The sequence below is a fragment of the Blastomonas ursincola genome (genome assembly GCF_013607875.1).
Lineage (GTDB): Bacteria > Pseudomonadota > Alphaproteobacteria > Sphingomonadales > Sphingomonadaceae > Blastomonas > Blastomonas ursincola.
Genome location: NZ_VDES01000002.1, coordinates 1,548,470 through 1,565,655 on the forward strand (window position 1 = coordinate 1,548,470; position 17,186 = coordinate 1,565,655).

General features: G+C 64.6%; 16 protein-coding genes. 8 read left to right on the forward strand and 8 right to left on the reverse strand.

What is annotated here, in order from left to right; all coding sequences use genetic code 11:
* Window positions 1-23: 23 nt before the first annotated feature.
* The 3 genes from FG486_RS13535 to FG486_RS13545 are packed head-to-tail and all read right to left on the reverse strand — an operon-like array spanning window position 24 to window position 3,399.
* Window positions 24-884 (reverse strand): TadE/TadG family type IV pilus assembly protein, encoded by an 861-nt coding sequence (locus tag FG486_RS13535; protein WP_181267865.1) that lies wholly within the window; start codon window positions 882-884, stop codon window positions 24-26.
* On the reverse strand, window positions 881-1,477 hold the full coding sequence (locus FG486_RS13540; RefSeq protein ID WP_181267866.1) for a TadE/TadG family type IV pilus assembly protein: 597 nt from the start codon (window positions 1,475-1,477) through the stop codon (window positions 881-883). Before FG486_RS13540 ends, FG486_RS13535 begins: the two co-directional genes overlap by 4 nt.
* Window positions 1,477-3,399 (reverse strand): TadE/TadG family type IV pilus assembly protein, encoded by a 1,923-nt coding sequence (locus FG486_RS13545; protein ID WP_181267867.1) that lies wholly within the window; start codon window positions 3,397-3,399, stop codon window positions 1,477-1,479. Before FG486_RS13545 ends, FG486_RS13540 begins: the two co-directional genes overlap by 1 nt.
* A 127-nt stretch (window positions 3,400-3,526) precedes the next feature.
* On the opposite strand from FG486_RS13545, the gene FG486_RS13550 reads away from it, so the two are divergent.
* The gene (locus FG486_RS13550) at window positions 3,527-4,183 is read left to right on the forward strand and encodes a squalene/phytoene synthase family protein (RefSeq protein WP_181267868.1); all 657 of its coding nucleotides are present in this window, start codon (window positions 3,527-3,529) and stop codon (window positions 4,181-4,183) included.
* Window positions 4,184-4,208: 25 nt separating this feature from the next.
* Window positions 4,209-4,658: an EF-hand domain-containing protein gene (locus tag FG486_RS13555; protein ID WP_181267869.1), complete on the forward strand. Its 450-nt coding sequence runs from the start codon at window positions 4,209-4,211 to the stop codon at window positions 4,656-4,658.
* Here FG486_RS13555 and trmFO read toward each other — a convergent pair whose 3' ends face one another.
* A complete protein-coding gene (gene trmFO / locus FG486_RS13560) occupies window positions 4,659-6,029 on the reverse strand; it encodes a methylenetetrahydrofolate--tRNA-(uracil(54)-C(5))-methyltransferase (FADH(2)-oxidizing) TrmFO (RefSeq protein ID WP_066284084.1) in 1,371 nt (456 codons plus the stop codon).
* A gap of 96 nt (window positions 6,030-6,125) precedes the next feature.
* Here trmFO and FG486_RS13565 point away from each other — a divergent pair, with 96 nt between their 5' ends.
* Genes FG486_RS13565 through FG486_RS13575 form a run of 3 tightly spaced genes read left to right on the forward strand, consistent with a single transcriptional unit; the run spans window position 6,126 to window position 7,447 of the window.
* Entirely contained in the window at window positions 6,126-6,797 is a 672-nt protein-coding gene (locus FG486_RS13565) for a lysoplasmalogenase (RefSeq protein WP_066284081.1), read from the forward strand.
* A gap of 31 nt (window positions 6,798-6,828) precedes the next feature.
* Entirely contained in the window at window positions 6,829-7,056 is a 228-nt protein-coding gene (locus tag FG486_RS13570) for an AbrB/MazE/SpoVT family DNA-binding domain-containing protein (RefSeq protein WP_066284078.1), read from the forward strand.
* 1 nt (window position 7,057) lies between these two features.
* Entirely contained in the window at window positions 7,058-7,447 is a 390-nt protein-coding gene (locus FG486_RS13575; protein WP_181267870.1) for a type II toxin-antitoxin system death-on-curing family toxin, read from the forward strand.
* Between the two features lie 3 nt (window positions 7,448-7,450).
* Here the strand turns inward: FG486_RS13575 and gyrA are convergent, their stop codons facing one another.
* From gyrA to FG486_RS13590, 3 genes are all read right to left on the reverse strand, one after another.
* Window positions 7,451-10,138, reverse strand: a complete 2,688-nt coding sequence (gene gyrA / locus FG486_RS13580) for a DNA gyrase subunit A (protein WP_181267871.1) — start codon at window positions 10,136-10,138, stop codon at window positions 7,451-7,453.
* A 140-nt stretch (window positions 10,139-10,278) separates the two neighbouring features.
* Window positions 10,279-10,974: an SDR family NAD(P)-dependent oxidoreductase gene (locus FG486_RS13585; RefSeq protein WP_181267872.1), complete on the reverse strand. Its 696-nt coding sequence runs from the start codon at window positions 10,972-10,974 to the stop codon at window positions 10,279-10,281.
* A complete protein-coding gene (locus FG486_RS13590) occupies window positions 10,971-11,729 on the reverse strand; it encodes a YaaA family protein (protein WP_181267873.1) in 759 nt (252 codons plus the stop codon). The genes FG486_RS13585 and FG486_RS13590 overlap by 4 nt, the downstream gene beginning before the upstream one ends.
* A gap of 232 nt (window positions 11,730-11,961) precedes the next feature.
* Between FG486_RS13590 and FG486_RS13595 the strand changes: the two genes are divergently transcribed.
* Entirely contained in the window at window positions 11,962-13,302 is a 1,341-nt protein-coding gene (locus tag FG486_RS13595; RefSeq protein ID WP_137775818.1) for a hypothetical protein, read from the forward strand.
* Window positions 13,303-13,378: 76 nt separating this feature from the next.
* On the opposite strand, the gene FG486_RS13600 is transcribed toward FG486_RS13595, so the two are convergent.
* A complete protein-coding gene (locus tag FG486_RS13600; protein WP_060979048.1) occupies window positions 13,379-13,846 on the reverse strand; it encodes an Lrp/AsnC family transcriptional regulator in 468 nt (155 codons plus the stop codon).
* 297 nt (window positions 13,847-14,143) lie between these two features.
* Here FG486_RS13600 and FG486_RS13605 point away from each other — a divergent pair, with 297 nt between their 5' ends.
* Together FG486_RS13605 and FG486_RS13610 are read left to right on the forward strand one after the other, a co-directional pair.
* The gene (locus FG486_RS13605) at window positions 14,144-16,024 is read left to right on the forward strand and encodes a sensor histidine kinase (protein WP_181267874.1); all 1,881 of its coding nucleotides are present in this window, start codon (window positions 14,144-14,146) and stop codon (window positions 16,022-16,024) included.
* A 76-nt stretch (window positions 16,025-16,100) separates the two neighbouring features.
* Window positions 16,101-17,090, forward strand: a complete 990-nt coding sequence (locus FG486_RS13610) for a polysaccharide deacetylase family protein (RefSeq protein ID WP_181267875.1) — start codon at window positions 16,101-16,103, stop codon at window positions 17,088-17,090.
* Window positions 17,091-17,186 lie beyond the last annotated feature (96 nt).

The window sequence follows — 17,186 nt, forward strand, 5'->3', positions numbered from 1 at the left end:
CGGGCAGCACGGCCCGGCCGATATCATATCCTGATGCAGAGCAGTCCGGCGACGCAGATACCCTTGTTGTCGCCGCTGCCGGCATTGCCGTCGAGCACGCCGTCCTTCATGTCGTTGGCCCTGGCGGCATCGGCTGCGGCCTGGGCCGAGGCAATCTCTGCGTCGCTGGTCTGTGGCAGGATGGCATCATATTTGTCGCAGGTTGACTGGCGAGCCGAGGATACATTGTTGATGGGCTCTTCGCCGATATCGCGCGCGTCGCGGACCGTATAGGCCGCTTCCTGGTGCAGTTCCCTCTCTCCGACGAACATGTCGCCGAACAGGGGTTGGTAGACATAGGTCAGTTCGACATACATCACTGCCGTGCCCTCGCTGGCCTGAATGCGGCTTGTCGCTGGCCCCATGCCCTGAAAGCTCGTCCCGGTCGCGCCTGTGCCTTCCGGACCATAATCCGAATCTTCCAAAAGGGTGCCCTTGCACCGCTGCCACATTATCGTCTGCCCGCCGCTTTCATTGACTTCCAGGCTGGAAAGCACGGTGCGCCCGTCCTGATAGATCCCGGCGGCTCCCGCCTGGATCGCGGCCGCCTGGAACACATCGTTGATCTGCTGCTCGTTGATGACCTTTGCACCCAGCGTGGCATTGAGCGTCCCGATGCGCGAGGCATTGTCCGCCATGTTCAGCGCGATCTGGCTCATCTTCATCTGGGTGATGGCCAGGTTGGCAATCTCCACCCCGTAAAAGCCGATCCCGATGAAGATCGGAAGCGAGAAGGCGAATTCGATCAGCGCCAACCCCGCCTTGTCGCGCCGCAATTTGCGCGCGAGCCTGCGGACGCGGTTTGACAGGCCAGGCCTGGCATTCTGGGTTCTGCCGGAGATCATGTGCAAATCGTCTCGTTGGTGGGGGCGTTCTGGGCATCAAAGGGTTGGTTGCGCAACACTGTCGCGGACTTGATCGTGGTATAGTCGCTTAACCCGATCACTCCGTAGAGCGGGAACTTGCGCCTGTAGCGCATGCTGACGGTGTACAGGACGACGTCGCGCGCCCCGCCAAGACCTTCCTTGCCGAGGTCGGCATTCCAGACGCCATTTGAGTTTTCGTCGATAAAGCATTCCCCGGGATCGCGGATGCCATTGTTGTTGCCATCCTCGAATTCTTCCGGAAGGCCCACTTTGGCAAAGTCCTGATAGCTCAGTCGTACCGGATCGATCTCGGCATCATTGGCCAGTGGACCAAGATTCTCGCGCACACGCTCATCGATCGTGTCGAGAGCGGACCCGCCGCTCTCGAGCGAGGCGTCGCGCCCGGCCTTCTGCACGGCACCATCGAGAATGGCCCGGGCATAGACGGTAAAGCCCAGATCGAACACGCCCAGCAGCAAGAGCAGGAATGTGGGCGCGATCAGGCCGAATTCGGTCACGGTCACACCGCGCCGATCCTGGCCCGCCCGGCGGATGAATCCCAATCTGCGCATCACTGGGTCAACCTCAATTCTGCGATGTTCTTGGCGATATTTTCAAAGGCTGAGTTCAGCTCATCAGCGTTTTCTGCAGTAAACGAGCTGCCGCTGCTGGCGCAGGTTTCCATATCCTCGGTCAGTTCGGTGCCGAAGGCGATGACCCACAGGCGGATGCCCTTGGATTTGATGGCCTGGCACACCGCCAGATAGCGGCTTCGGTGTCGGGAAAGCTGGTCGCGACTGCTGCCGCTGGCTCCAACGATCCGCCGATCGTCCTGTTCGATCCCGTAAATCGACGCTGAGCTCCACGACGGGGCGAGTTGGCCATCGGTCATAAAGACCATGTGACGGCTCACCGCCCCAGGATTGTTGGGCACCTCATTGACGACCGATTGAAACAGCCCCTGCGGAGAGGCCAGGCGGGCGCCCCAGATAAGGCCGACATCATGATAGGTACCGCCAACGGCTACAAGTCCGTACACATAGTCGTACACCTGCTGTCGCGTCATTTCAGCCAGCAGCTTTGCCTTGCCGGGGCATGCGGTGTTCCCGAGGCTGATCAGGCTGCTCGAGTTGGTGCTGCGGTAGTAGACCTCTCGCCAGAACGGACGCCATTTGGTTGCGGTATCCGTTGGGGCATCGTCTATGTTCAGATCATGCGCATCCAAGGTGTCATCAGCGGTAATGCCATTGCGTGTGCTAGCAAAGTTCGTTGCCGCCACAGTGTCGCGTTCCTCGATGCAGCCATCCCAGCGGCTCGTGCTGCCATTGACTTCGGTCGGCGTGAAGACAGCCGGATTTGCAGCCTTGATCGAGCGGACGTAGTCGAAGGTCGGATAGGTGACCGGTCCGCGTGCGTACGCCACCCTTGCAACAGAGCTGTTTGCTGGCTGCAGGTGGTTTGGCGTAATTCGCCGCGTCCGAATGCGAAGGCATTGCGCCGATCCGGAGAAACTCCAGCGGTCATTCCGCCCCGCCCAGGAAAAGCGGTCATAGGTTGTCTCGGTGGTCACACCATTGACCGTATTGGTTGTGCTGGCAGCTCTGCCCCATGTGGTGCAGGCAGACGACGTTGTATTGGTTCCACCGGAAAAGGTGCTGTGCGGACGAGATGGGCAGGTGACGGCTTGAGTCCCGCCAAAAATTTCACAATCCTGCCAGAAGGTTGCGCGCGATCTATAGGTCCAGCTGTCACCAGCAGTGCCGCCTACCAGCCACGCCGGGTTGGCATCGTAGAGCAGTTCGCCGACATTGACGTTGCTCGAATATGGCACGAACGAGTAGCGGATGCGCGCGTCGCTGCCCGCTGCTGCGGTCGCCATGGTGTCGTAGAAGCTCATCACCGCCTCCTGCAGAGAGGTGAGCTTGACGGCAGAGGTACCATCGCTGTTGGTCAGGGTTTCGGCCATGGAGCCGGTCACGTCGAGCACGAACGTGACGTCCGTGTTGGTGAGGTTCAGCTCGGCTTCGCAGGTGACGGAAATGTTCAGCGTGTCATAACCGAACATACCCATGATCGCGGTGGGCATGTCGGCAGAGGCAGACCCTGTGATCTTGCTGGAACCGGTAGGGTTTTCGGTTTCGAAGGATACGCCGGTGGTATCGTTATATCCCTCCTGATAGTTCACATCGAAAAAGGCTTCGGCCTGCGCTTCGGCTGCGGTCGTGTACGTGCTCTGTGCCATGGCGCGGCGTCCAGCCAGCACGCCGGCGTCGCACGCGTGCTGGATTCGCGACTTGACCATATATGCGCGGCTCATGTCGATGGCACCGCCGACCATCGCTGCCATGGGCAGGATGCTGGCGGCCAGAATGGGCAGCACGTTGCCGCGTTTCGACGCAAGCAGCCGGTTGAGCCAAGGGCGCGCGCCGGTCTTCGCGGCATCGGCCCGCGCGCTGGTGCCAAAGCGCTGATCTTCGGTGTGGCGGATGGTCATGATGTGGTTAATGCCCCTTAGACGCAGCGTGCCTTGTATCCGCACAATGGTAAGCAGCCCTCAAAGGGAGATGGTTAAGCCCAAGTTTACCTTGATTTGACCCGGAAATTGCGGGACTGCGCGCGCCATGGTTCCTCCAGAGACCCCTGTTTCTCCGCTCGTCACGCTGGCGGTCGGCTATGGCGACCGGCAGGTCCGCGACTGGGCTCGGGCGCTGTTTGCCTTCGACGCGCAAATGGCGGGCATCGTGCTGCAGGCGCGCGAGCCGATGCTGGCGCAGATCCGCCTGCAATGGTGGCACGATGTGCTGGCCAAGCCGGTGGCGTCGCGTCCTTCGGCCAATCCGGTGCTCGCTGCCCTGGCACCGATCGAAGCCGATGGGCTGGCGCTGACCGATGCGCTGGGGCCGGTGATCCGGGGCTGGGAAGCGGCGCTAGAATGCGAGGAGAGCGAGGCGGTCGCCGATTTCGCGACGGGCCGGGGGCAGCTGTTCGCGGCCTTTGCGGGGCAGGGGGGCGATGCCGCCGATCTGCAGCGCATCGGCCAGGCCTGGGCGCTGTGGGACATGGTGCGCTTCCACCGGCGCACGGCTGCGCTCGATAGCGCCTTCGCGGCGGTCGATACGCGGGCGCTGAAGCGTATCGCGCTTCCGGCCCGGCTGCGGCCCTTGTCGATCATCAACCGTGCGGTGTGGCTTGACATCGCCAGAGGTCGGCTGGATCGTCCCTGGGCCGGTCCCGGCCTGTTCGCACGGCTCGTCTGGCACGGGGTGACGGGGCGGTGACCGCCTGACGAGAGGGGGAAGGGCGATGCGGATCCTGTTCGGCGGATTGGCGGCAATCGCCTTGCTGGTCGGCGGCTTCTTCCTCATTCGCGCACAGCAGCAGGATGACGAGCTGGCCGAGATCGTGGCCCCTCCGCCCGAGCCTCAGGACACCGGCCTGCCGATGGCCGATCCGGGCCAGCTGCGCGGTCCGGAGCCGCCGCAAGCGACCGAGATGACTCGCGAGGAACGCCGCTTTGCCCGGTTCGACCGCAATGGCGATCGGATCATCACCCGCGAGGAACTGCTCGCCAGCCGCACCAAGGCGTTCAAGGCGCTCGACAGGGACGGCAACAACCTGCTGACCTTCGAGGAATGGGCGGTGGCGACATCGGATCGCTTCGCCAAGGCCGATGGCGACCGCAACGGTCGCCTGTCGCCGGAGGAGTTCGCGACAACCCGGCCCAAGCGCCCGCTACAGCGCTGCAAATGCTGACTATTCGGCGGCGACGACCTCGCCAGTACCTGCCAGCCAGCCTTGCAAGTCGGCGCGCGCGCGCGAGGTATAGGCTTCCTTGCGCTGCTTCTTGTGCACCTTGTCCTCGGGCGGCGGGAACAGGCCGAAATTGACGTTCATCGGCTGGAAGTCGCTCGCTTCCGCGCCGCCGGTGATGTGGCCGAGCAGCGCGCCCAGCGCGGTGGTGACCGGTGGCGTCTCGAGCGAGCGTCCCTGCAGTTCGGCCGCGGCAAAGCGGCCCGCCATCAGCCCGACGCTGGCGCTTTCGACATAGCCCTCGCAGCCGGTAATCTGTCCGGCAAAGCGGATATGCGGCGCCTTGCGCAGCCGCAGCTGGCCATCGAGCAGGCGCGGCGAGTTGATGAACGTATTGCGGTGCAGCCCGCCCAGCCGCGCGAATTCGGCCTTTTCCAGCCCTGGAATGGTGCGGAAAAGCTCGACCTGCGCCCCGTGCTTCAGCTTGGTCTGGAAGCCGACCATGTTCCACAGCGTGCCCAGCTTGTTGTCCTGGCGCAGCTGCACCACCGCATAGGGCCAGCGCCCGGTGCGCGGATTGTCCAGCCCCACCGGCTTCATTGGGCCGAAGCGCAAGGTGTCCACGCCGCGCGCCGCCATCACCTCGATCGGCATGCAGCCCTCGAAATAGGGCGTATCCTTCTCCCATTCCTTGAACTCGGTCTTCTCGCCCTCGATCAGACCGCGATGGAAGGCGAGATACTGGTCCTTGTCCATCGGGCAGTTGATATAGTCCTTGCCGTCGCCTTCGGGGCCGACCTTGTCCCAGCGGCTCGCCATCCAGCAGATGTCCATGTCAATGCTGTCGCGGTGGACGATCGGGGCGATGGCATCGAAGAACGCCAGAGCGTCCTCGCCGGTCGCCGCGCCGATCGACTGGGCGAGCGACATGGCAGTCAGCGGGCCAGTGGCGATGATCGTCGGGCCTTCGTGCGGCAGCGTGTCGATCCGCTCGCGCACGATGCGGATGTTGGGGTGCTCGCTCAAGGCCTTGGTGACGATATCGGAGAATATGTCGCGATCGACTGCCAGCGCTGAACCGGCCGGCACCTTGGCCTTGTCCGCCGCCGCCATGATCAGCGAGTCCAGCGTGCGCATCTCCTGGTGCAGCAGGCCGACGGCATTGCGATCGGCATCGTCCGAACGGAAGCTGTTCGAACAGACGAGTTCGGCCAGGCCATCAGTCTGGTGCGCGGGCGTCATGTCGCCGCTTCCGCGCATTTCGGACAGGCGCACCTTCACGCCCGCCTGCGCGAGCTGCCATGCCGCTTCGGAGCCGGCCAGGCCGCCGCCGATGATGTGAATCTGGTGCTGGAAATCGTTGCTGTTGCTCATGCGCGTGCAGATAGCGCGTGTGTGGCGATTTGCCCAGCTTGCGCTTTATCCGTGTTCGGTGCCATCAGGAGGACGGATGCAAACGGGGGAAGATACATGGTCGTCAAACGCGCACTGGCGGAATCGCGGCCCTGGCTGCTGCTGAGCCTCGTGGCGGCGATCAGCTATTATTTCGTGAGCGATGCGCCGATCCCGGGCCTGTACCTGATGCTGTGGAAAGGGCTGGGCGTCGGCTTCCTGGCGGTGTTCGCCTTTGCCCGGCACCATTCGCGCGACGGGCAGCTGATCGGCGCGGTCATGACGCTGGGCGCGATTGGCGACATGGCGATCGAGATCGACATGATCTATGGCGCGGTCGCCTTCCTGCTCGGCCATTGTGTCGCAATCTGGCTTTATGCACGCCACCGCCGGGCACGCGTCACCTTCAGCCAGCGGCTGTTCGCGCTGCTGCTGGTGCCGGGCGTGGTGCTGATCGCCTGGGCGCTGCCCATGGACCGCAGCGGCGCAGCGGGCATTGCGTTCTACAGCCTGTTCCTCGCGGTCATGGCGGCCATGGCCTGGACCAGCGATTTCCCTCGCTATCGCGTCGGCACCGGCGCACTGATGTTCGTGGTGTCGGACCTGCTGATCTTCGCGCGGCTGGGGCCGCTCGAAGGCTCGGCCATTCCCGACTGGATGATCTGGCCGCTCTACTATTTCGGCCAGTTCCTGATCTGCACCGGCGTCATCCAGAGCCTGCGCCACAAGGACCCGAGGGTCGCCGGTTGAAGCGCGGGGGTGCGCGTGTTATAACATCCGTATGAACAAGCCCCTCAAGCTCATCAAGATCGGCAATTCCACCGGCATCATCCTGCCCAAGGATGTGCTGGCGCATCTCAATGTCGAGCAAGGCGATGAGGTGTCGGTGGTCAAGCAGGCCGATGGCATCGCCCTCAAATCCGTCGATCCGGATTTCGACAAGCAGATGTCGGCGGCGCGCGATGTGATGGCGCGCTATCGTAACGCGCTGCGCGAACTGGCCAAGTGAGGTGGCTGACTGGATCTGGGTGCGGCAGGATGTCGTCCTGGCCCTGCACGACGAGCAGATCGCCGAACATGGCGGCTTGAGCGGCATTCGCGATGCGGCGCTGGTCGAGAGCGCGCTGGCGCGTCCGCTCAATCTAGCCGCTTATGGGGAGCCGGATGCCGCTGATCTGGCGGCAGCCTATGCCTTTGGCCTCGCGCGAAACCATCCTTTTGCCGATAGCAACAAGCGCAGCGCGGCCGTGGTTGCGCTGACCTTTCTGCTGCTCAACGATGTCGCGTTCGAGATCACCGAAGCCGAGCTTGTCGTCATGACAATGGCGCTCGCCGCAGGCGACCTCTCCGAAGAAGAGGTCGCCCGCTGGTTCCGCGATCATATCGTGGAGCGAGGCTGAGGCTTACTCGCCCGCAGGCTCGGCTGTTTCTTCCGCCACGTCGCCATTATCCTCTTCCGCGATGCGCGCCGCGCTGACCACGTGTTCGTTGTCGGCGACGTTGAACAGGCGGACGCCGGCCGAATTGCGGCCGATCACGCGCATGGTCGAGAGGCTGAGGCGGATGAGCTTGGCCTGATCGGTCACGAGCATCAGCTGGTCCGACTGGTGCGCCGGGAAGCTCGCCAGCACCGGGCCGTTGCGCTCGATATTGTCGATATTCGTGATGCCCTGGCCGCCGCGACCCGTGCGGCGATATTCATAGGCCGAGGACAGCTTGCCATAGCCGTTGGCGCAGACGGTGAGGATGAACTGCTCCGCCTCGGCGAACTGCTGCATCCGTTCGGGCGAGAGCGTCGGCTTTGCCTCGTTGCCCTTCCAGGGCGCGGCGCGCAGATATTCGTCGCGCTCCTCGGTCGTGGCATCGAAGCCGCCCAGGATCGAAAGCGAGATCACCTCGTCGCCTTCGCGCAAGCTCATGCCGCGCACCCCGGTCGAGGTGCGGCTCTGGAACTCGCGCACATCGGTCGCGGCAAAGCGGATCGCCTTGCCCTGGCGCGTGGCGAGCAGCACGTCGTCGCCCTCGGTGAGCAGCGCGACGCCGATCAGCCGGTCGTCCGATCCCTCGTCGAAGCGCATCGCGATCTTGCCGTTCGAGGGGATGTTGGTGAACGCATCCATCGAGTTGCGGCGCACGGTGCCGTTGGCGGTGGCGAACATCACGTGCAGATCGGCCCAGGTATTCTCGTCCTCGGGCAGCGGCAGCACGGTCTGGATGGTCTCGCCCTGCGCCAGCGGCAGCAGGTTGACCATCGGCCGTCCGCGTGTCGCCGGACCGCCCTCGGGCAGGCGCCACACCTTCTGGCGATAGACCTTGCCGTGCGTGGAGAAGAACAGCACCGGCGTGTGCGTCGAGGTGACGAACATGCTGGTGACGGCATCCTCGTCCTTGGTCGCCATGCCCGAGCGGCCCTTGCCACCCCGCGCCTGCGCGCGGAAGGCATCGAGCGGGGTGCGCTTGATATAGCCCTGCAGGGTGACGGTGACGACCATCTCCTCGCGTTCGATCAGGTCCTCGTCGTCGATGCCGTCGGCCGCTGGCGCGATCTCGGACAGGCGCGGCGTGGCGAACTCGCTCTTCACCGCAATCAGCTCGTCGCGCAGCACCTGGTACAGCTTGGCGCGGTCACCCAGGATGGCCAGATATTCCTCGATGCTCGCGGCGAGCGCCTTCAGTTCGTTGCCGATCTCGTCGCGGCCCAGCGCGGTCAGGCGGTGCAGGCGCAGGTCGAGGATCGCGCGCACCTGGATGTCGCTGAGCGTATAGGTATCGCCCTCGATCTCGGCCTCGATCGCCTCGACCAGACGGATATAGGGCGCGATCTCCTCGATCGGCCACTGCCGCGCGATCAGCGCCGCGCGCGCTTCTGCGGGCGAGGCGGACGAGCGGATGATCCGCACCACTTCGTCCATGTTCGTCACCGCAACGACCAGGCCGAGCAGGATATGCGCGCGGTCGCGCGCCTTGGCGAGCTCGAACTTGGTGCGGCGGGTGATGACCTGCTCGCGGAAGCGGACGAACGCCTCGATGATCTCCTTGAGCGGCAGCACCTCGGGGCGACCGCCGCGGATCGCCAGCATGTTCGCCGGGAAGCTCGACTGGGCCGGGCTGTGCCGCCATATCTGGTTGAGCACGACTTCGGGCGTTGCGTCGCGCTTGAGGTCGATGACGACGCGCACGCCTTCGCGGTTCGATTCATCGCGAATGTCGCTGACGCCCTCGATGCGCTTGTCCTTGGCGGCTTCGGCGAGCTTTTCGACCAGGCTGTTCTTGCCGAGCTGGAACGGGATCGAGGTGAGCACGATCGAGCGGCGGTCGCCTCGGCCTTCCTCGATCTTGTGGCGCGCGCGCATGATGATCGACCCACGGCCGGTCGAATAGGCGTTGCGCACGCCCGCCTGGCCCAGGATCAGCGGTGCAGTGGGGAAATCGGGGCCGGGGACGATCTTCATCAGATCTTCCAGCTCGATCATCGGATTGTCGATCCACGCGAGGCACGCGTCGATCACTTCGCCGAGGTTGTGCGGCGGGATGTTGGTCGCCATGCCGACCGCGATGCCGCCGGCGCCGTTGACCAGCAGGTTGGGGAAGCGCGCGGGCAGCACCTGCGGCTCGTCGCGTGAACCGTCATAGTTGGGCGTGAAGTCGACCGTGTCCTTGTCGAGGTCGTCGAGCAGGCTGTTGGCGACCTTGGCGAGGCGCGCCTCGGTGTAACGCATCGAGGCTGGCGGATCGGGATCCATCGATCCGAAATTGCCCTGGCCGTCGATCAGCGGCACGCGCATCGACCAGTCCTGCGTCATGCGCGCCAGGGCATCGTAGATCGCGCTGTCGCCGTGCGGGTGATAGTTACCCATCACGTCACCGACGATCTTGGCGGACTTGCGATAGGGCCGACCAGCGACGAAGCCTCCTTCCTGGCTGGCGAAGAGAATGCGGCGGTGGACGGGCTTCAGGCCGTCGCGGACATCGGGCAGGGCGCGGCTGACGATGACCGACATGGCATAGTCGAGATAGCTCGACCGCATCTCGTCGACGATGTCGATGCGTTCGATTTCATTGGGTTCCGCGGTTGCGGTGGTATCGTTCATTCCATGCGCCTTTTATGCCTTTTGTGACGCTTTCGCGTCATGATCGGCTCTAGGCGACAGAGTGCGGAAAAGCCAGCTTTTGCGGGCGTTTTACGGGTATTTTTCAACAGGAAAAACAGGCGCTTGGCAACGCGCCAAAGTCAGGGCTGGATGGCGCTGCCGTCAAAGGCGAAGATACCGCCCGAATCGGCCGGAGAAAGCCGGTCGAGCACGTCCAGCATCATGCCCGCACTCCGGTCCGCATCGAACAGCTTGCCCTCTGCGACGTTGCCCTGGAAGGGCTTGCTCAAGGCGGTGTCGACCGTTCCCGGGTGCAGGGCGACCGCGATCGCCTGGTCGTTGCGACGGCCCCATTCGATCGCGATGTTGCGGATCGTCATGTGCAGCGCCGCCTTGGCCGCGCGATAGCCGTACCAGCCGCCCAGCCGGTTGTCCGAGATACTGCCGACGCGCGCGCCGATGGTGGCGAACAGGGCAGGGGCCTTGCGCGGCATCAGGGGGATGAAATGCTTGGCGGCGAGCGCGGGGCCGATGGTGTTGACCGCAAAATTGCGCGCCATCCAGGTGGCATCGAGGTCCTTCATGCTCTTTTCCGGCCCGCGTCCGTCTGCGTGAAGCAGGCCCGTGGCGACGATCACCCGGTCGGGGGCAAGGCCCCGGTCAGCAAGCCGCGCTGCCGCCGCAGCGATGCTGGCCTCGTCCTCGAGATCGATATGGTCCTCGCCGGAAAGGCTGCGGGCGAGCGCGATCACGGTGTCGCCGCGCACCCCAGCCTGCCGGACGAAGGCCGCGCCGATGCCGCCCGAAGCGCCGATGACGACCGTGGTGCGGCTCATGCGCGCACGAAGCGCCAAATGTCGTTGTCGCTCGCCTCGGCATCGAAGCGATAGCCGTCGCTGTCGAAACCCTTGAGCGCCTCCGGCTCGGCATGCCGGTTCTCGCACAGGAAACGCGCCGCCATGCCGCGTGCGCGCTTGGCATCGAAGCTGACGAAACGCGGCCCCTTGGGCCCCTGCTGGCGGAAATCGGCGGTGATGACGCGGATGCCGCGCTTGGCCAGCCCCTTGTCGGCGGCGGCGAAATATTCCTGGCTGGCAAGGTTGATCACGGTGTCGCCGCCGCTCGCGCTCAGGTCCTCGGCGATCGCGGCGGCAATCCGGTCGCCCCAGAAGGCGACCAGCGAGCTGTGGCGCGGTGCCCAGCGCGTCCCCATTTCAAGGCGATAGGGGCGGATGCTGTCAAACGGTCGCAGCAGGCCGTACAGGCCCGAAAGGATGCGCACATGGGTTTGCGCAAAGTCGAGCGCGGGCTCGTCGAGCGTCTTGGCCTCCAGCCCGGTATAGACATCGCCGTTGAACGCGAAGGCGGCAGGCCGTTCGGGCTGATCGAAAAAGCCGCGATAGCGCGCATAGTTGAGATCGATCAGCGCATCGGACACCGGCATGATCTGCTTCATCTTCGCCTTGCTCAGCCGCGCGGCGGATTTCACCAGCCGTTCGGTCTCCGGCTCGAAGCGTGGCTCGCTTGGGCTGATGGCAGGGGCGGGCGAATCGAAATCCAGCGATTTGGCGGGGGAAAGCAGGATGATCATGATGGCCAGCGCATAGACGAGCGACGAACCGATGCAAAGGCCATCGAACGAAGTCGGACAAGCAGTGCTTTCGCCCGCTTGCCACCGCCGCCATCGGCTTTTTGGACCGGAACCGCAAAGGTCGTTGTCCGTTCCTGCCAGAGCCATTAAGGACGGCTTCATCAACCAGCCGCCAAAGGCTGACAGGTGATCGGCAGCTCAGGCTTTGCCGTGTTTTAGTTCGGAGGATAACATGCGTCGCATTTCCCGTTTCAACATGGCCCTGATGCTGGCTCTGGCCGGAACCACCGCGGTTTCGCTGGCGCTGCCGGTCGATGGAGCCTTTGCCCAGCGCACCGAGAAGAAGGGCAAGAAGGGCAAGGATGAAGCGCCGCAAATGGAGCTGAGCGCAGAGTTCCGCAACGCGTTCTCGGCCGCCCAGACCGCCTTTGGTGCCAGCGATTTCGTCACGGCAGAAGCCAAGCTGAACGAAGCCGCCGCGGTCGCTGCGAGCGCCGACGAGAAATATCTGACCGGCAAGCTGACGCTGCAGATCGGCCTCAAGAAGAATGACGAGGCGATGCAGATGAAGGGCATCGAACAGGCGCTGGCGAGCGGCAAGTCGACCGACGCCGAGAAGAAGACCTTCAACAGCTTCATCGGCGAAAAGGCGCTGCTGAAGAACGATTTCGCCCGCGCCCGCCAGTATCTGACGGCTGCGGTCGAGGCAGGCCAGAATGGTCCGGTGAACCTGTTCCAGCTGGCCGAAGCGCATTTCGGCGAGGCGATCGCCAAGTCGGGCGGCCGCAGCATCGATGCGACCAACGCGCCGATCGCTGCCGCAGGCCTGCCGTATCTGCAGCGCGCCGTGGAAGCGGACCTTGCCGGTACCAAGCAATATTCGGCAAGCTGGGCCAAGCGCGGCTTCCAGATCGCGCGGGCGACCAAGACCGACAGCAGCGTCTTTGCCAACCTGCTGCTCCGCGCTGACGCGGGCAAGGGTGCGTGGCACGAGGTGGTGCAGGCCGTGCAGGCCGATAACCGCAACTTCACCAGCGAGCAGAATCTCGACGCGATGCGCCTGCTGCGCATGGCGGGCGGCATGACCAGCGCCAGCGATTATCAGGAATATATCGAGGCCGCCGGCGCTGCGCGTCGTCCGACCGAAGTCATCGCGCTGATCGAGGAAGGCAAGGCAGCAGGCATCATCACCGACGGCAATGCCTATTTCAAGGACGCGCTGGCTACCGCCAGCGGCGCGCGCGGCGAATATGTCGCGACGCTGCCGGAGTCCGTGCGCGATTCGCGTGGCAAGGCGACCGCCACCGTCACGCTGGCGACCGCAGACGCGCTGCTTGCGAACAAGCAATATGCCGAGGCCGAAGAGCTGGCGGGCATCGCCGTCACCAAGGGCGCAACTGACAAGGAACGCGCGCTGATGGTCCAGGCGATCGCGCAGGTGGCACAGGGCAAGTACGAACCCGCGCGTCAGACGCTGGCTGGCGTTACGGGCGTGCGCGCCCCGCTCGCCAAGCTGTGGACGCTGTACATCGACCAGAAGGCAGGCGCTGGCGCGACCGCTCCCGCCGCCTGATCACGCGCAAGCCGATCAGCAAAAAGGCAGGCCAGGCAATCAGCCCGACCTGCCTTTTCGCGTCCGGCAAAGGCGATCATTCCTCGAGCGGGACGCCCGGCTGCTGCTTGCTGGTGCGGATGGTCAGCGATGTCTTGACGCTGGCGACATTGGCCGCCGGTGTGAGCTTCGATGTCAGGAACGCCTGGAATTCCTGCAGGTCGCGCGCCACGATCTTCAGGATGAAGTCGATCTCGCCGTTGAGCATATGGCATTCGCGCACCTGGGGCAGGGTGCTGACATGCTCCTCGAACGCCTTGAGATCGCTTTCGGCCTGGCTCTTCAGGCTGACCATCGCGAACACGGTGATCGCAAAGCCCAGCTTCTGCGGGTCGATATCGGCATGATAGCCGCGAATGATGCCGGCTTCCTCCAGCGCCCGCACGCGGCGCAGACAGGGTGGCGCGGTCAGCCCGACACGGCTCGCGAGCTCGACATTGGTAATCCGCCCCTCATCCTGGAGCCGGGTCAGCAGCTGCCGGTCGATATGGTCCAGACTTGACACGATTTTTCCCCTGGCTTTGCTAGGCAACCGCCGGTGCCGACGGTGGGTTGCCATCGTCGGCCGCGTGCAAGCTGCGGTATTTCGGCGTGCGGCAGAAATAATCCGCAACATCACGCCAGCTACCTATAATATAATTATTCGGTAACGCAATTGTCCCACATTGCGACGCGATAAAAAGCGCCCTTTCGCAGGTGAGCCGACAGAGCTATCCCTTGTCCTGGCCGGTCGGCTGCGTGTAACGAACACGCCCGCCCGATCCAATAAATCGTGCTGTTCCAAGGACCTTGCCCCAAGCCGATGCGCTACGACGACCGCCTTTCCACCGTCCTGGCCGGTAGCGTCCCCACTGGCGGAGCGGCAGTGGCGCAATATCGGCAGCTGGTGGACCTGCTCGGGCAGATCGGCGGCAATGATCTTGACGCGCGGCATGCGCCTGCGCTGGCCCGGATCCACGAACTTCGCACCAGTGTGAGCGATGCCGATCGGCTGCTGACCGTGCAGTGCCTGTCCGGGCGGCTGGTGTCGCCGGTGCTGGTTCAGTATCTCGCATCGGAGCGTCCCGAAATCGCCAGCGCGGCGATCCGCGCCGCACGGCTGGACGACGCAAGCTGGGCGACGCTCGTCCCCGCGCTCCCCACCCGCGCGCGCGGCTTCCTCCGCCATCGCCGCGATATCGGCCCGCGCACCCAGGCCCTGCTCGACCAGCTGGGGCTCTACGATACCGCGCTTCCCGCCGCAGAGGTTCAGGTGCCGGCCGATACGGCGGCACCCACCGAGCACGAGCCGGTGGCCCAGGCCTCCGAAGCCGAACCTGCCTTGCCGCTACCGGTCGACGCCGAAGCGATCCTCGAACCCGAGGCCGCGCCCGAGCTGGTCGCCGCGTCCGAGCCTGCCGCGATGCCGCTGGTCGAGGCTGATCCCGAACCGGTGGTCGAACCTGAACCCGAGCCCGCACCGGTCGCCGCCAGTCCGCAGAGCATCGGCGAAATCGTCAAGCGGATCGAGGCGCTGCAGGAAGTGCGCATCCGTCAGGCAATGGAGCAGGAGGCGCCCAGCCGCGATGGCTGGCAGCAGCTCGAACAGACGCTCGGCACGCCCGAGAGCACTGCCGCCGAACCGGTCGAGACGGCCAGCGCCCTGCCCGAGGGGCATCAGCATTTCCAGTTCGCCACCGGCATCGACGGCAGCATCAGCAGCACGCGCGGCATGCTGCTTGGTATGGTGCACGGGCTGTCGCTCGCTCAGCCGGCACTGAGCGGCTTTCGCGGCGTCGATGCCTCGGTTGCGACGGCGTTCAGTCGTCGCATGCCGATCCGCGGCGGGCGCGCCGATCTGGGCAGTGCCGCGTCGCTGGCGGGCGAATGGCGCGTCGATGCCGATCCGTGCTTCGACCGCGCCACCGGCCGCTTCACCGGCTATAGCGGAACGCTGCGGCGCCCGATGCCCTGGGAAAGTGCGGGCCCCGATGCGGCCGCAGCCGGGCTGACCGGGCGCGATGGCCTCCGCCAGATCGTGCATGAACTGCGCACGCCGCTCAATGCGATCATGGGCTTTTCCGAGATTATCGAGCAGCAGCTGTTCGGTCCCGTGCTCAGCGAATATCGCGAGATGGCGCAGCGTATCCGCCAGGACGCACGGCAATTGCTGAACGGCTTTGACGATCTCGATACGGCGCTCAGGCTCGACCGCAACGCGATCGACGATCCCGATGGCCATGTCGCGCTGAACGAGCTCGCCGAACGCCTGTCGGCGCGGGTGCAGCCGCTGCTCGATTATGCGGGGGCATCGCTGGTTCTGGGTTCGGTTCCGCAGGCTTCGGTGATTGCCATGTCGGCCCAGGCGCTCGACCGTATCGTTCCGCGCCTGGCCGGTGCGCTGATCGGCAGCTGCGAGGCGGGCGAGACGCTGCACGTGCAGTTCGCCGATCACAGCCCGACCGTCGACATCCTGTTCAGCCGCCCGAAGACGCTCGCCGGGCTCGATGAAGCGGCGCTGTTCGATGTCGACCGCACCGATGCCGGGCCGCGCGACGGCGGTCCGCTGCTCGGCCTGGGCTTCTGCCTCAGGCTGGTGCGCAACCTGCTCGCCAGCCATGGCGGCGCGCTCGCGGTCGAGGACGAAGCTCTGCGCTTGACCTTGCCCGAGGCGGGGATTAGCGCAGAAGCCGCGCGATCCTAGGCGGGAGGAACGCGCACGGAGTGGCGACCGGGGAGGGGCCAGGCCGATCATTTGCGACGCTGCGAGACATGAGCGCATGACCTTTGCAAGATTGCCGGGCAAGGATGATTTTGTTCGCTTTTCGCCCGAATTCGGCCAGCGTTATCTGGTGACGGTCGATGTCGAGGAAGAGTTCGACTGGACCCGGCCGATCGAGCGCGAGGGCTATTCGCTCGAAGCGGTCGAGGCGATCAACGATTTCCAGAAACTGTGCGAGGATTATGGCGTAACGCCCTTGTATCTCGTCGATTGGCCGGTGATTTCGGACCCGCGTGGGCGCGAGATCTATGGCGCTCTGGTGCGCGAGGGACGCGCCGAGGTCGGCATCCAGCTGCACCCCTGGGTCAATCCGCCGTTCGAGGAAGAGGTCAACCAGCGCAACACCTATGCCGGCAACCTGCCCAAGGAGCTCGAGCGCGCCAAGTTCTTCAAGCTGCGCGACGCGATTGCCGAGGTGACCGGCAAGCAGCCGATCGCCTATCGCGCCGGTCGCTATGGCATTGGCGGCGAAACGCTCAACCTGCTGCGTGAGGCGGGGGTGCTCTACGACACCTCGGTGCGCGCCAATTTCGATTACAGCAAGGCGGAAGGACCCGATTTCTCGCAATATCCGCTCGAGCCCTATTGGCTTGACCGGAAGCTGGGCATTGTCGAACTGCCGGTAACCTCGGTCTATTGGGGCCTGTTGCGCCGTCAGGGAACGCTGTTCCCGCTGGCCCAGATGGCAGGCGTGACGAAATCGCTGATGGCGCGCGGGCGGCTGCTCGAGCGGATCTCGCTGACGCCCGAGGGCATCTCGATCGATGAGGTGGTGCGCGGTATCGACATCGCGCTCGACGATGGGCTGCCGGTGCTCAATTTCTCGTTCCATTCGCCTTCGCTGAAGCCGGGCTATACGCCCTATGTCCGCAAGGACGAGGATGTGACCGCCTTCTACGACTGGTGGCATCACGTGCTGTCCTATCTCGCGCAGCGCGGGGTGAAGCCGACCAGCATCGCGGATATCGACGCCCATATCCTGAGATGATGCCAGTGCGCGTTGTCCGCTAAAACCCATGCCGAGGCTTTTCGCGCTTGCCATGCAGGCCCGCGCTGGGCTAACCGCGCCTCTGGCACAGCCTGG